Origin of the sequence: Salmonella sp. 32100201201700099SM (genome assembly GCF_017572645.1) — a bacterium.
GTDB classification, from domain to species: domain Bacteria; phylum Pseudomonadota; class Gammaproteobacteria; order Enterobacterales; family Enterobacteriaceae; genus Salmonella; species Salmonella enterica.
In genome coordinates, this window is sequence record NZ_JAGERQ010000001.1 from 317,416 (window position 1) to 332,245 (window position 14,830).

At 51.9% G+C, this 14,830-nt stretch carries 11 protein-coding genes; 7 read left to right on the forward strand and 4 right to left on the reverse strand.

The genetic code is table 11. The features are described 5' to 3' along the window. Positions 1-7 precede the first annotated feature (7 nt). Positions 8-1,705 carry an NAD-dependent malic enzyme gene (locus J4685_RS01660; RefSeq protein WP_000450511.1) on the forward strand — a complete coding sequence of 566 codons (1,698 nt, stop codon included), beginning with the start codon at positions 8-10 and terminating at the stop codon, positions 1,703-1,705. A 301-nt stretch (positions 1,706-2,006) separates the two neighbouring features. Continuing rightward, complete coding sequence (adhP, locus tag J4685_RS01665; RefSeq protein ID WP_000642444.1) at positions 2,007-3,017, forward strand: alcohol dehydrogenase AdhP; 1,011 nt, start codon at positions 2,007-2,009, stop codon at positions 3,015-3,017. 90 nt (positions 3,018-3,107) lie between these two features. Here adhP and fdnI read toward each other — a convergent pair whose 3' ends face one another. From fdnI to fdnG, 3 genes are read right to left on the reverse strand one after another with little or no spacing between them, the layout of a single operon-like run. Next, on the reverse strand, positions 3,108-3,764 hold the full coding sequence (gene fdnI / locus J4685_RS01670; protein ID WP_000045663.1) for a formate dehydrogenase-N subunit gamma: 657 nt from the start codon (positions 3,762-3,764) through the stop codon (positions 3,108-3,110). Next, a complete protein-coding gene (gene fdxH / locus J4685_RS01675; RefSeq protein ID WP_000061597.1) occupies positions 3,757-4,641 on the reverse strand; it encodes a formate dehydrogenase subunit beta in 885 nt (294 codons plus the stop codon). The genes fdnI and fdxH overlap by 8 nt, the downstream gene beginning before the upstream one ends. Before the next feature lie 13 nt (positions 4,642-4,654). After that, positions 4,655-7,702 (reverse strand): formate dehydrogenase-N subunit alpha, encoded by a 3,048-nt coding sequence (gene fdnG, locus J4685_RS01680; RefSeq protein WP_011233046.1) that lies wholly within the window; start codon positions 7,700-7,702, stop codon positions 4,655-4,657. 277 nt (positions 7,703-7,979) lie between these two features. On the opposite strand from fdnG, the gene yddG reads away from it, so the two are divergent. The 3 genes from yddG to J4685_RS01695 all read left to right on the forward strand — a co-directional run bounded on the left by yddG (position 7,980) and on the right by J4685_RS01695 (position 10,996). Beyond that, complete coding sequence (gene yddG, locus J4685_RS01685; protein ID WP_000203785.1) at positions 7,980-8,861, forward strand: aromatic amino acid efflux DMT transporter YddG; 882 nt, start codon at positions 7,980-7,982, stop codon at positions 8,859-8,861. A gap of 522 nt (positions 8,862-9,383) precedes the next feature. Beyond that, positions 9,384-10,472 carry a porin OmpD gene (ompD, locus tag J4685_RS01690; protein WP_000769035.1) on the forward strand — a complete coding sequence of 363 codons (1,089 nt, stop codon included), beginning with the start codon at positions 9,384-9,386 and terminating at the stop codon, positions 10,470-10,472. 143 nt (positions 10,473-10,615) lie between these two features. After that, positions 10,616-10,996: a GFA family protein gene (locus J4685_RS01695; RefSeq protein WP_014343841.1), complete on the forward strand. Its 381-nt coding sequence runs from the start codon at positions 10,616-10,618 to the stop codon at positions 10,994-10,996. Positions 10,997-11,020: 24 nt separating this feature from the next. Here the strand turns inward: J4685_RS01695 and smvA are convergent, their stop codons facing one another. Next, complete coding sequence (gene smvA / locus J4685_RS01700; protein ID WP_000489749.1) at positions 11,021-12,508, reverse strand: methyl viologen efflux MFS transporter SmvA; 1,488 nt, start codon at positions 12,506-12,508, stop codon at positions 11,021-11,023. Between the two features lie 117 nt (positions 12,509-12,625). On the opposite strand from smvA, the gene J4685_RS01705 reads away from it, so the two are divergent. Further along, entirely contained in the window at positions 12,626-13,204 is a 579-nt protein-coding gene (locus J4685_RS01705; protein WP_000121039.1) for a TetR family transcriptional regulator, read from the forward strand. Between the two features lie 213 nt (positions 13,205-13,417). After that, the gene (locus J4685_RS01710) at positions 13,418-14,806 is read left to right on the forward strand and encodes a NarK family nitrate/nitrite MFS transporter (protein WP_000198261.1); all 1,389 of its coding nucleotides are present in this window, start codon (positions 13,418-13,420) and stop codon (positions 14,804-14,806) included. Positions 14,807-14,830 lie beyond the last annotated feature (24 nt).

Sequence of the window (14,830 nt, forward strand, 5' to 3'; positions counted from 1 at the left end):
GAGTAACATGGAAACTACAACCAAGAAAGCACGTTCCCTTTATATCCCTTACGCTGGCCCTGTATTGCTGGAATTCCCCCTGTTAAACAAAGGCAGCGCTTTTAGCGTAGAAGAGCGCCGCAACTTCAATTTGTCAGGACTGCTGCCGGAGGTCGTCGAGTCGATTGAAGAACAGGCCGAACGCGCCTGGCTCCAGTATCAGGGGTTTAAAACAGAAATCGATAAGCATATTTACCTGCGTAACATCCAGGATACCAACGAAACGCTCTTTTATCGACTGGTGCAAAACCATCTTGAAGAGATGATGCCGGTTATCTATACCCCGACCGTGGGCGCGGCCTGTGAGCGCTTCTCTGAGATTTATCGCCGGGCGCGCGGCGTATTTATCTCTTATCCGAACCGTCACAATATGGACGACATTTTGCAGAATGTGCCTAACCACAACATTAAAGTTATTGTGGTGACGGATGGCGAGCGGATTCTGGGGCTTGGCGATCAGGGCATCGGCGGAATGGGGATACCTATCGGTAAGCTGTCATTATACACCGCCTGCGGCGGCATTAGTCCGGCCTATACCCTTCCCGTTGTGCTGGATGTCGGCACCAACAATCAACAGTTACTCAACGATCCGCTCTACATGGGCTGGCGTCATCCGCGCATTACCGACGATGAGTATTATGCGTTTGTCGATGAGTTTATTCAGGCCGTTAAGCAGCGCTGGCCAGATATCCTGCTACAGTTCGAAGATTTCGCGCAGAAAAACGCAATGCCGCTGTTGACGCGCTATCGTGATGAGATTTGCTCCTTTAACGATGATATTCAGGGCACCGCAGCCGTGACCGTCGGTACGTTGATCGCCGCCAGCCGCGCTGCCGGCAGTCAGCTTAGCGAGCAGAAAATCGTTTTCCTCGGCGCGGGTTCAGCCGGATGTGGGATTGCTGAACAGATCATCGCGCAGACTCAGCGTGAAGGTTTAAGCGAAGATGCCGCTCGACAGAACGTTTTTATGGTCGATCGCTTCGGCCTGTTGACGGACCGGATGCCTAATTTATTGCCGTTCCAGGCAAAACTGGTGCAGAAATGCGACAATCTCCAGCACTGGGATACCGAAAATGACGTGCTGTCGCTGCTGGATGTGGTGCGTAACGTGAAGCCGGATATCCTGATCGGGGTTTCCGGCCAGACCGGGCTCTTTACTGAAGAGATCATCCGCGAGATGCATAAGCATTGCCCTCGCCCGATCGTCATGCCGCTCTCTAATCCCACCTCTCGCGTGGAGGCCACGCCACAGGACATTATCGCCTGGACGGAAGGCAACGCGCTGGTGGCAACCGGCAGCCCATTCTCGCCGGTCATCTGGAAAGATAAGGTTTATCCGATCGCACAATGTAATAACGCCTATATTTTCCCCGGCATCGGACTTGGGGTTATCGCTTCCGGCGCATCGCGCATTACTGATGAAATGCTGATGTCAGCCAGTGAGACGCTGGCGAAACATTCTCCGCTGGTGAATAACGGCGAAGGATTAGTGTTACCAGCGCTTAAAGACATCCAGGTCGTGTCGCGCGCTATCGCTTTTGCCGTAGGCAAAATGGCGCAGCAACAAGGCGTAGCGGTGAAAACCTCTGCGGAAGCGCTGCAACAGGCGATTGACGATAACTTCTGGAAACCGGAATACCGCGACTACCGTCGGACTTCCATTTAATACGTACCCGGCGGTGAATGCCGCCGGATATCACTTTCTTCTTTAGTTTTGGTGAGTCTGTCGACACACCTGAATTCCTTTCCCTGCTTATTTGTCAAGCTACTAATATTAGCCACCTTTATGTATTGAACGAGGATTTATCAGGATAATCCTGGCTAAACTATTACATTGTATTTCTGCCGCCTTGCATAACTCATCAGAAATATTAATCCTAAAGAGGTAATAGCACCTTACCTGCTATTACCTGCTATTACCTGCTATTACCTGCTATGCAGTTCACTATTAAGAAAAGGAGAAGGTTATGAAAGCTGCTGTTGTCACACAAGATCATCAGGTTGATGTTACTGAGAAAACGCTGCGTCCCCTTCGCCACGGTGAAGCTTTGCTAAAAATGGAGTGCTGCGGTGTATGCCATACCGATCTACACGTGAAAAACGGAGATTTCGGTGACAAAACCGGCGTTATTCTGGGACACGAAGGCATTGGCGTCGTGGCGGAAGTCGGTCCTGGTGTCACCTCGCTGAAACCCGGCGATCGCGCGAGTGTCGCGTGGTTTTATGAAGGATGCGGACACTGTGAGTATTGCAATACGGGCAATGAAACCTTATGCCGCAACGTGAAAAATGCCGGTTACACGGTAGATGGCGGCATGGCCGAAGAGTGTATTGTCGTCGCGGATTATGCGGTGAAAGTACCGGAAGGCCTGGACTCTGCGGCGGCAAGTAGTATTACCTGCGCGGGCGTTGCCACCTATAAAGCGGTGAAGATTTCTCATATTAAACCTGGCCAGTGGATTGCCATCTACGGTCTGGGCGGTCTGGGTAATCTGGCCTTGCAGTACGCGAAAAACGTTTTCAATGCGAAAGTGATCGCCATTGATGTCAATGATGGGCAACTGAAACTGGCCGAGGAAATGGGCGCAGATCTGACCATTAATTCACGTACGGAAGATGCGGCTAAAATTGTGCAGGAAAAAACCGGTGGCGCGCACGCAGCGGTGGTTACCGCGGTCGCTAAGGCGGCGTTTAATTCCGCAGTAGATGCCGTTCGCGCCGGAGGCCGCGTGGTGGCGGTCGGGCTGCCGCCAGAAGCCATGAACCTTGATATCCCTCGCCTGGTGCTGGATGGCATTCAGGTTGTCGGTTCGTTGGTGGGGACACGCCAGGATCTGACCGAAGCCTTCCAGTTCGCGGCGGAAGGAAAAGTCGTGCCAAAAGTCGCTTTACGTCCGCTTGAAGATATCAACGTTATTTTTAAAGAGATGGAACAGGGACAAATTCGTGGCCGTATGGTCATCGATTTCCGTCGTTAAACGATTTGCTGTGGTCGTCTGAGTATACAGACAGCAGATGAAAACAAGGCGCTACCAGGATAGCGCCTTGTTTATCAGATTGCGAAAGAATTACTGAATACCTTCTTCGCTCTCTTTTTTTGCTTCCGCCTTCTCGATTTCACGATACCAGCGCGGATGATGTTTCTTCGCCCAGCGACGGCTGACCTTCCCTTCGATCATGCCTTTAATCGAGCCTTTCACCCAAAATGCCATATACATATGGATGAGGATCGCGTGCATTAAAATAATGCCCGCCGCCGCATGAATTAACAGGCTATAACGCACCACCTGCATCGGGAAATACTGCGCGAAATACGGACGCCAGATAACCACACCAGTCACCAGCAGCACAAAAATCATGCTCATAATGGACCAGAACATCATCTTCTGTCCGGCATTGTATTTGCCGACATCCGCCACCTTATGCTCATTGCCTTTCAATACTTCGACAATATTTTTCAGCCACGGAATATCTTTTTTATCCGGGATGTTGTGGTGGACGAAACGCACGAACATAAACATCAGCGCGATGAAGATGGCAATACCGAAGAACGGGTGCAAAATACGTCCCATCTGCGGCGTGCCGAAAGTTTGCGTCAACCATTGTAGCGTTGGGAAGAAAAACGAAATCCCTGACAGCGCTACCAGGAAGAAGCAGATCACCACCGTCCAGTGACAGGCGCGGTCGACAAATTTCGTGCGTACAATCATTTTCGACTTACTCATGATGATCCTCCTCATCGTCGTCCGTTTCTTTATTCGGGCCAATACCGATGTAGTGGTAAATCAGACCGGCGAAAGTGGCGATAAAGCCCGCTGCGGCCAGCGGTTTTAGCGCCCCTTTCCACAGATTGATTGAGGTATCGATCTGCGGATCTTTCGGCAAGCCGTGGTACAACTCCGGCTGATTGGCATGGTGCAGCACATACATGACGTGCGTACCGCCAACGCCCTGCGGGTTGTAGATACCGGCATGTTCAAAGCCGCGCGCTTTTAACTTCTCCACGCGTTGCTCACCCAGTTCCAGCATCTCTTTTTTGGTGCCGAAATGAATAGCCCCGATCGGACAAGTTTTGACGCAGGCCGGTTCCTGGCCCACGCTGACGCGATCGACGCAAAGCGTACATTTATAAACGCGGTTGTCCTCTTTGTTGAGGCGCGGAATATTAAACGGACACCCGGCGATACAGTAACCACAGCCGATACAGTGTTCAGATTGAAAATCAACAATCCCGTTCGCGTACTGGATGATAGCCCCGGCAGACGGACAGGCTTTAAGACAGCCTGGATCTTCACAGTGCATACAACCATCTTTACGAATCAGCCACTCCAGCTTGCCGTTCTGCTCGGTTTCGGTAAAGCGCATCACCGTCCAGGACTTGGCGCTGAGATCGGCAGGGTTATCGTACACCCCGACACAATGGCCAACGTTATCGCGAATATCGTTCCATTCAGAACAGGCTACCTGGCAGGCTTTACAGCCGACACAGGAGGAGACGTCGATCAGTTTCGCGACTTCGGCTTTGTAATCACGCGCCTGCGGAGGCGGCGTGATGGCGTTTGTTGCGGACCGTTTAATAATGTCCTGCGTTTCCATAGACATATGTTCGCCTCCCTTACGCCTTCTCGATGTTAACTAAAAACGCTTTGTATTCCGGCGTTTGCGAGTTGGCATCACCGACATTTGGCGTCAGAGTATTGGCGATATAGCCTTTGCGCGCGACACCCTCAAAGCCCCAGTGAATCGGGATCCCCACCGTTTCAACCTGCTGATCGTTGACATGCAGGGTGCGAAGACGACGAGTTACCACCGCGACCGCGCGAATAAACCCGCGTTTACTGCTCACCTTCACATAGTCGCCGTTAGCAATACCTTTCGCTGCCGCCAGCGTCTCACTGATCTCCACAAACTGTCCCGGCTGAGCGATAGCGTTAAGTAGCGCATGTTTGGTCCAGGTATGGAAATGCTCTGTGAGGCGGTAAGTCGTGCCCACGTACGGAAACTGCTCCTTCTTACCCATGCGCAGCGCATCTTCTTCATACAGACGCGCCGCCGGGTTCGAGACCACATTCGGGTGCAGCGGGTTAGTGCCCAGCGGCGTTTCCATCGGCTCGTAGTGTTCAGGGAACGGCCCTTCCGCCATTTTATCAATAGCAAACAGACGTCCCAGCCCTTCCGGCTGCATGATAAACGGATTGGTCCCGCTCCCCGGCGCCGCGTTGTTAAAGTCCGGAATATCGTTCCCTGTCCACTTCGCGCCGTTCCACTGGATCAGCATCCGTTTTGGATCCCACGGTTTACCCTGCGGGTCCGCCGAAGCGCGGTTATACAATACGCGACGGTTTAGCGGCCACGCCCACGCCCAACCCAGTGTATTGCCAAGCCCTGACGGGTCGGCGTTATCACGTCTGGACATCTGGTTGCCCTGCTCCGTCCAGCTACCGGTATAAATCCAGCAGGAGGAGGATGTCGTACCGTCATCGCGCAGTAATGCAAAACTGCTCAACAACTGGCCTTTCCTGGCAAGCAGTGTACCGTTGGCGTCATAGAGATCTTCCAGCGCATAGCCGTTGTTCTCTTTCGCCACTTCTTCCGAATGCGGTTCATCCGGCTGCTTGTAGTTCCAGCTCATCTTCAATAGTGGTTCGGCGCCTTTACCGCCTTCTGCGCGATACATTTCACGCAGACGATGGTAAATACCGGCCAGAATCTCGCCGTCGTTACGCGCTTCGCCCGGCGCGTCCTGACCTTTCCAGTGCCACTGTAACCAGCGACCGGAGTTAGCGATAGAGCCATCCTCTTCCGCAAAACAGGTAGACGGCAGACGGAAGACTTCGGTCTGAATCGTTGTCGGATCAACATCATTAGATTCGCCGTGGTTCTGCCAGAACGTTGACGTTTCAGTCACCAGCGGATCGATAACGACCAGATACTTCAGTTTGCTTAAGCTTTGCACCACTTTGTTTTTGTCCGGGAAGGACGCCACCGGGTTAAAGCCCTGACAGAAATAGCCGGTGACTTTCCCGCTATCCATCATGTTGAAATATTTGATCACGTCATAGGACTGATCCCACTTAGGCAGCCAGGCAAAGCCCCAGTCATTCTCTTTCTGCGCCGCATCGCCATAGAAAGATTTCATCAGGCTGACGAAGAACTTAGGATAATTCCCCCAGTAGTTGACCTGATCGGCCAGCGTCGCTTTGGGGGTATTCGCGGCCAGATAAGTTTGCAGATCGGCCTGTTTTTCTGACGGTAGCGTCAGGTAGCCCGGCAGGCTGGTGGAGAGCAGTCCTAAATCCGTTAAGCCCTGAATATTAGAGTGGCCGCGCAAGGCGTTCACACCGCCGCCAGCCATCCCCATATTGCCGAGCAGCAACTGGATCATCGCCATAGTACGGATGTTCTGCGCCCCGACGGTATGTTGCGTCCAGCCCAGCGCATACAGGAAGGTCGTAGTGCGATCCGGCGCGCTGGTAGAGGCCAACACCTCACACACCTTCAGGAAGTCCGCTTTCGGCGTACCGCAGATGTTTTCCACGACGTCCGGCGTATAGCGCGAAACGTGCTGCTTCAGCAGATTCCACACACAGCGTGGGTGCGTCAACGTTTCATCACGTTTGGCATAGCCGTTTTCATCGAACTGGTAGTTCCAGGAGGATTTATCGTACTGACGCTTTTGGGCGTCATAGCCGCTGAAAAGACCGTCTTCGAACGTAAAGTCTTCCCGCACCAGCAGGCTGGCGTTGGTGTAATGCTTAACGTATTCAGCGTTGATTTTGTTATTTTCGATCAGGTACAGCAAAACGCCGGACAGAAAGGTAATGTCTGTACCGGAACGTATTGGCGCATAGATATCCGCCACCGACGCCGTACGCGTAAAGCGTGGATCAACGACAATCAGCGTCGCATCGTTATTATTTTTCGCTTCCATCGCCCAGCGGAAACCCACCGGATGCGCTTCTGCGGCATTGCCGCCCATCACCATCACGACGTTGGCGTTTTTAATATCCACCCAGTGGTTGGTCATCGCACCGCGACCAAATGTTGGAGCAAGACTTGCTACCGTTGGTCCGTGTCAGACGCGCGCCTGGTTATCTACCGCCAGCATACCGAGAGAACGCGCAAACTTCTGCGTCAGCATCCCCGTTTCATTGCTGGCCGCCGAGGCGCACAGCATCCCGGTAGAGAGCCAGCGGTTAACTGTGACGCCCTGCTCATTCTTTTCAATAAAGTTGGCGTCACGGTCGGCTTTCATTAATTTAGCAATACGAGTGAAAGCGTCATCCCAGCTAATGCGCTGCCACTTGTCAGAACCCGGCGCGCGGTATTCTGGATAGCGTAGGCGATCTTCACTGTGAACATAGTCCAGCAAACCGGCCCCTTTCGGGCACAGCGCGCCACGGCTTACCGGATGATCCGGGTCGCCTTCAATATGGTAAATCGCTTCTTTCGCGTTTTTTGCCCCATCTCCCAGGCTATACATTAATAGCCCGCAACCTACGGAACAGTATGTGCAGGAGTTACGGATCTCTTTTGCGCGCAACAGTTTATAGTTTCGCGCCTGAGCCAGGGCCATTTTAGGGGTAAAACCCAGTGCGGCCACCGTTGTTCCCGCCATACCGCCCGCGCAGATTTTAAAAAATTGTCTGCGGCTGACGTCCATTGTTTTCCTCTTTTTTCCAGGGATGCACGCCTCCTTCGAACTGCAGCAAAACCTCAATCCAGGATGCGTGTATAACTTCGCGAGGAAACTAACAGTAAAATCGATAATTTTTTTGCGTCAAATCAATATTGAAACGGTTCCGCTACTAAATAGCCCTATTTTTAAACCGCAATAACTCCAGGGAGGTACCAAAAAATGACACTGCATGGCATCGCCCTCGGAAAAAGTGCTATAAGTGGCAGTTTATTTTTCGCGGTATTCAGGACAGTCACAAAGCATGACATCACAAAAAGCAACGCTAATAGGGCTTGTTGCCATCGTTCTGTGGAGCACGATGGTTGGGTTGATTCGCGGCGTCAGCGAAGGTCTCGGACCGGTAGGCGGCGCAGCCATGATCTATTCATTAAGCGGCCTGCTGCTGATTTTTACCGTCGGATTACCTGATATCCGTCGTTTCCCGGGGCGTTACCTCATCGCAGGCAGCGTACTGTTTGTCAGTTATGAAATATGCCTGGCGCTTTCTCTTGGTTATGCCGCCACTCGCCATCAGGCTATCGAAGTCGGCATGGTTAACTATTTATGGCCCAGCCTGACTATTCTGTTTGCCATTCTTTTTAATGGGCAAAAAACTAACTGGCTTATTGTTCCCGGATTGCTTATTGCACTTACTGGCGTTTGCTGGGTTCTGGGGGGCGAGAATGGTCTTAATGCCGAAGAAATTATCAACAATGTCGCCACCAGTCCGCTAAGTTATTTACTGGCATTTCTTGGGGCGTTTATATGGGCGACGTACTGCACGGTCACCAATAAATATGCGCGTGGTTTTAACGGTATCACCGTCTTTGTGTTACTCACCGCCCTGGCGCTGTGGTTACACTATTTTCTTACGCCGCAACCTGCCATGATATTTAGCCTACCGGTGATTGCTAAACTTTTTACCGCGGCATTAACGTTAGGGTTTGCCTACGCCGCATGGAATGTGGGCATACTTCATGGCAATGTGACTATCATGGCCGTAGGGTCTTATTTTACCCCCGTCATGTCCTCTGCTCTGGCCGCGCTGTTACTCAGCTCGCCACTGTCATTCTCCTTCTGGCAAGGCGCAGTCATGGTTTGCGTAGGTTCGCTACTTTGTTGGCTGGCAACGCGGCGGCGCTAAGCGACGGGCGGGCCGATGTTGATATAAAATCCGCCCGCTGCACCTTGACACCCTTCACAACACAACTACGCTTTTATCTATCGCCTGTGTGTATTTGACGATTTTCCATTTTCACGTGCTCCCCCTGCGCCATACCAGGATTGCGCTGGTAAAAATGAATTTTATAAAATCGTTAAATATGTTAATGTGATGATATAATTATATTAAAAAAATATATAATTAACGCTAGCTGGCAACTGTATTAGTGCATATAATAATCAATCGTTACTACCAAAAATAAAATCATAAACAGCCCAATAGTCCCCTCCGAAAATATATCTTATTAGACAGTCCCTATTTGAATTAATACTCTCAAATGTATTAAGGAGATCTCGATCACACAAATTAAAATAATTTGTAATCTTATGAAACTTATTATTGAACTTATGCCACTCCGTCATTTAAAAATAGTCTGCCATTGACAAACGCCTCGTTTAACAATGGTTGAGGAAACACGCTAAGAAAATTATAAGGATTATTAAAATGAAACTTAAGTTAGTGGCAGTGGCAGTGACTTCCCTGTTGGCAGCAGGCGTTGTAAATGCAGCCGAGGTATATAACAAAGACGGCAATAAACTGGATCTGTACGGTAAAGTTCACGCTCAGCATTATTTCTCTGATGATAACGGAAGTGATGGTGACAAAACTTACGCGCGTCTGGGCTTTAAAGGCGAAACGCAGATCAACGATCAGTTAACCGGTTTTGGCCAGTGGGAATATGAATTCAAAGGCAACCGTACTGAAAGCCAGGGCGCTGACAAAGACAAAACCCGTCTGGCGTTTGCTGGTCTGAAATTCGCTGACTACGGTTCTTTCGACTACGGTCGTAACTACGGCGTTGCTTACGACATCGGCGCATGGACCGACGTTCTGCCAGAGTTTGGTGGCGATACCTGGACTCAGACTGACGTCTTCATGACTGGCCGTACTACTGGTGTTGCCACCTACCGTAACACTGACTTCTTTGGCCTGGTTGAAGGTCTGAACTTTGCCGCGCAGTACCAGGGCAAAAACGACCGTGACGGCGCGTACGAGTCTAACGGCGACGGTTTCGGTCTGTCCGCAACGTATGAGTACGAAGGTTTTGGCGTAGGTGCGGCCTATGCGAAGTCTGACCGTACTAACAACCAGGTGAAAGCAGCGAGCAACCTGAATGCTGCGGGTAAAAACGCTGAAGTCTGGGCTGCTGGTCTGAAATATGATGCAAACAACATCTACCTGGCGACCACCTACTCCGAAACGCTGAACATGACCACCTTCGGTGAAGATGCAGCGGGTGATGCGTTTATCGCGAATAAAACCCAGAACTTCGAAGCGGTTGCTCAGTATCAGTTCGACTTCGGTCTGCGTCCGTCCATTGCTTACCTGAAATCCAAAGGTAAAAACTTGGGTACTTACGGCGACCAGGATCTGGTTGAGTACATCGATGTCGGTGCTACCTACTACTTCAACAAAAACATGTCCACCTTCGTTGATTACAAAATCAACCTGCTGGACGACAGCGATTTCACCAAAGCAGCTAAAGTGTCTACTGACAACATCGTTGCTGTTGGTCTGAACTACCAGTTCTAATTTTGTTGTAGTCTGAATACAAAGCCAGTCCTTTCAGGGCTGGCTTTTTCTCTTGATGTAGACTCGGTCATAAGGAGTATGCCGTGCAGACGTTCACTGGTCGTTGTCTTTGCGGACAAAGCCATTTTACCGTTGACGTCGAAATGCTGGATGTCTATGCCTGCCATTGTACGCTGTGTCAAAAATGGTCGGGTGGAATAGCCATGTATCTGGAAGCCTGCGGGCAACCACAGCTAGCCCCCCTTTCCCCGGAACCGCCATACTTTTCATCCTCTTCGCGCGGCGAACGCTACTTCTGTTCCGGCTGCGGGTGTCCGCTGTGGTTTCGGCTTACCGATACCGATCGTTATTTTATTCCCTGGACCTTACTGGAACTGAACGAAGTTGATCGCCGTCGGCTGATTCTGGCTGCGGAAATTTATACCGAAACCCAGCCTGCCTTCTGGCGACTGACGGGGCAATACGCACGCCTCAGCGGTAAAGAGGTTGAGGAAATGGACTCCCCCTGCCAGCTAGCGCATTAAGCGCTTATCTCACCAGGCGTTATGTTATCGGCGTTGGGCTTTTGCCAGGCTGAACCACATCCCTACCGCCAGCAAAAGAAGCATACTCCCGGCGCTGCTTAACGCCACGCTATGCGACCAGATAAAGGCATGTCTGGCGGCGTCCAGTATTGCCTGCCCCTGCGTGGGCGGCAGGCTATTCGCCAACTGCACGGCTTCTCCCATTGAAGATGACGCTCTGGCAATCTCTTGCGCCTCAAGCCCGGCAGGCAGACGGATAGACGCGGAGAAGCTACGGCTTAACAACAGACCGAAAATGGCAATGCCCAGTCCCGCGCCCAGTTCATAAGCCATCGTTTCTATCGCGCCGGCCGCCGCCGCTTTTTCTGCCGGCGCAGCGGCCATAATTGCCGACGTGGAAGCCAGCAATGCGCTGGCGGCGCTAAATCCCAGCAGCGCCATCAGCCCCCAGGCCTGCCATTGTTGGGTGCTGAAATCCGTCATCGCCAGGCCATAAAAACTCAGCGCGCTTAACGCCATGCCGCCCGTCGCGACCAGCCGTAGTCCCAGACGCGAGACCAGCGCGCCCGCAATCGGCCCGCTGAATCCACTGGCGACCATCACCGGCAGCATAAATACCCCGGCCTCATAAGGCGATAGTCCGTGAACAAACTGCAGCTCTTGCGCCATCAGCAGCTCAAAACCCACCAGTGTGATCATCGCGGTCATCGCCATCACGACGCCGCTCAGGATAATGCGATGGGTAAATAGTCGCATATCAATCATCGGACGCGATGTCGCAAGCTGTGTGCGGATAAAGAGTCCCAGGAGCAACGCGCCGGTAAGCAGGGTAAGCGAGATGACCCACAGCGACAGATGCCCTTTCAGCGCGGTTTTAACGCTATAGACTAACAGCAAAATAGCAACAATCAGCATCACCGCATGGCCAAGATTGAGCGGTTGATCGCGACGGCCCGCCTGGCGAGGAACATAGCGGGCGGTTAAGCCCATGACGACCAGCACAATCGGCACGTTGATCAGGAAAACCGATCCCCAGTAAAAATGCTCTAATAAGATGCCGCCGATGAGCGGCCCAAACGCCGCTCCGCCCGAACCTACCGCTGCCCAGACGCCCAGCGCCATGTTGCGATGCTTCTCTTCACAAAAGGTGGCGCGTATCCCGGCCAGCGTCGCCGGTACAATCATCGCCGCGCCAATAGCCAGTAATACCCTGGTGGCAATAAGCCAACTGGCGGTATGCGAAAACGCCGCCGTCAGTGACGCCAGGCCAAAGAGCGTCCCGCCCAGCATCAGCAGGCGTTTAAAACCGATACGATCGCCAAGCGCGCCCATCGGCAACACCATGCCAGCCATGACCAAAGAATAAATATCAATGATCCACAGCAGCTCGTTGCCGCTGGCCCCCAGTGTCATACTCAGTGTCGGGGCGGCGACATGCAAGACCGTGGCATCAATGGCGACAGGAATATAGACCAGCACAATAATGACTAACGTTAACCACTGACGAAACATAACTCTCCCTTCAAAAACTCAAATTTGGACGCTTGTCCAGCTTCAGGATCCTACGGTAAGTTGAACGAATGTCCAGCTTTTTGTTACACTGCGCGCATTGGCTAATGTGGGGAAAATATGAGTTACCTTAACCGGGATGAACGCCGCGAAGTGATCCTGCAAGCGGCGATGCGCGTGGCGCTGGCAGACGGGTTTGCCGCCATGACGGTGCGACGAATCGCATCAGAAGCCGATGTCGCCGCCGGACAGGTGCATCACCACTTCAGCTCGGCGGGTGAGCTCAAAGCGCTGGCCTTTGTCCATTTGATCCGTACCCTGCTCGATGCCGGGCAAGTTCCGCCGCCCGCCACCTGGCGTGCACGGCTTCACGCTATGTTGGGTAGCGAAGACGGCAGCTTTGAGCCTTACATAAAATTGTGGCGAGAGGCGCAAATTCTGGCCGATCGGGATCCGCACATCAGAGATGCTTATCTCCTCACGATGCAGATGTGGCATGAGGAAACGGTCACAATTATCGAGCAGGGCAAACAGGCAGGAGAATTTACGTTTACTGCTAACGCCACGGATATCGCCTGGCGGCTTATCGCACTGGTGTGCGGGCTAGACGGTATGTATGTGCTGGGTATTCCGGAAATGGCCGATCCCGCGTTTAAATACCATCTGGATCGTATGATTACGCTTGAACTCTTTGCGTAAAGTTACAAATAATTTAATAAAAATCACCTTTAGTTTACAAATAGTAACAATTAAGAAACATCATATCTCCTCTTTGCGCCGCGCTGGCTTAGTTTTTTATCTATTCTTTCACTCAATATTCTAAAAAAACTTCAATAAGTTCTCAAAAGAGCGCGTGACGCTCTGTCTCTTTTTTGTGTTTTTTTCAAATGATATGCGCATGTGAGGGGTAAAATGACACGACAAAACGAGAATTATAACCGTTATCTCTTGAGTGACTGGCGACCCGAAAATCCAGCCTTCTGGGAGAATAAAGGGAAAGGCATCGCCAGAAGAAACTTATGGATTTCAGTAAGTTGTTTGCTCCTGGCATTTTGCGTCTGGATGTTGTTTAGCGCTGTTGCCGTCAACCTCAATAAAATTGGATTTAATTTTACCACCGACCAACTCTTTTTATTAACCGCATTACCTTCTCTTTCCGGCGCAATATTACGCGTCCCCTACTCCTTTATGGTGCCACTGTTTGGTGGCCGTAAATGGACCGTATTAAGTACCGTAATATTGATTATTCCCTGCGCCTGGCTGGGATTCGCCGTGCAAAATCCCGCCACCCCTTTCGGGGTATTTATGCTCATCGCTCTGTTGTGCGGTTTTGCGGGGGCAAACTTCGCGTCCAGTATGGGCAACATCAGTTTTTTCTTTCCAAAAGCCAGACAAGGTAGCGCGTTGGGTATTAACGGCGGACTGGGAAATCTTGGCGTCAGTGTGATGCAGTTGCTTGCGCCGCTGGTTATTTTTCTGCCGATATTTACTTTTTTAGGCGTCCGGGGCGTGCCGCAACCTGATGGCTCCCTGCTCGCCCTCACTAACGCCGCCTGGATCTGGGTGCCGTTACTGGCTGTCGCGACGCTTGCCGCCTGGTTTGGTATGAACGGTATCGGCAGTTCAAAAGCGTCTGTCGCCTCGCAATTGCCGGTGCTAAAACGTCTGCACCTGTGGCTGCTTAGCCTGCTGTACCTGGCGACATTCGGGTCATTCATCGGCTTTTCCGCAGGTTTCGCCATGCTCGCCAAAACGCAATTTCCCGACGTAAACATTCTGCAACTGGCGTTCTTTGGCCCCTTTATCGGCGCGCTGGCGCGTTCGGCAGGCGGCGTGATCTCCGATAAATTCGGCGGCGTTCGCGTCACGCTCATTAATTTTATCTTTATGGCGCTGTTTACCGCCCTGCTATTCCTCACGCTGCCAGGCTCCGGCGCAGGCAGCTTTAGCGCGTTCTATCTTGTTTTTATGGGCCTGTTTTTGACAGCGGGTCTCGGCAGCGGTTCTACCTTCCAGATGATTGCGGTGATCTTCCGTCAGATCACGCTCTACAACGTCAAACTGCGCGGCGGGAGCGATGAGCAGGCGCAGCGCGAAGCGGTGACGGATACCGCCGCCGCACTCGGTTTTATCTCCGCTATTGGCGCTGTGGGCGGCTTCTTTATTCCAAAAGCGTTTGGCACCTCTTTGGCCTTGACCGGCTCGCCGGTGGGCGCCATGAAAATCTTTTTGCTGTTTTACATCGCTTGCGTCCTGCTGACCTGGCTGGTCTACGGGCGTCGTAAGCCTAAACAACAATAACAACATACGCACCTGTAGGACGGC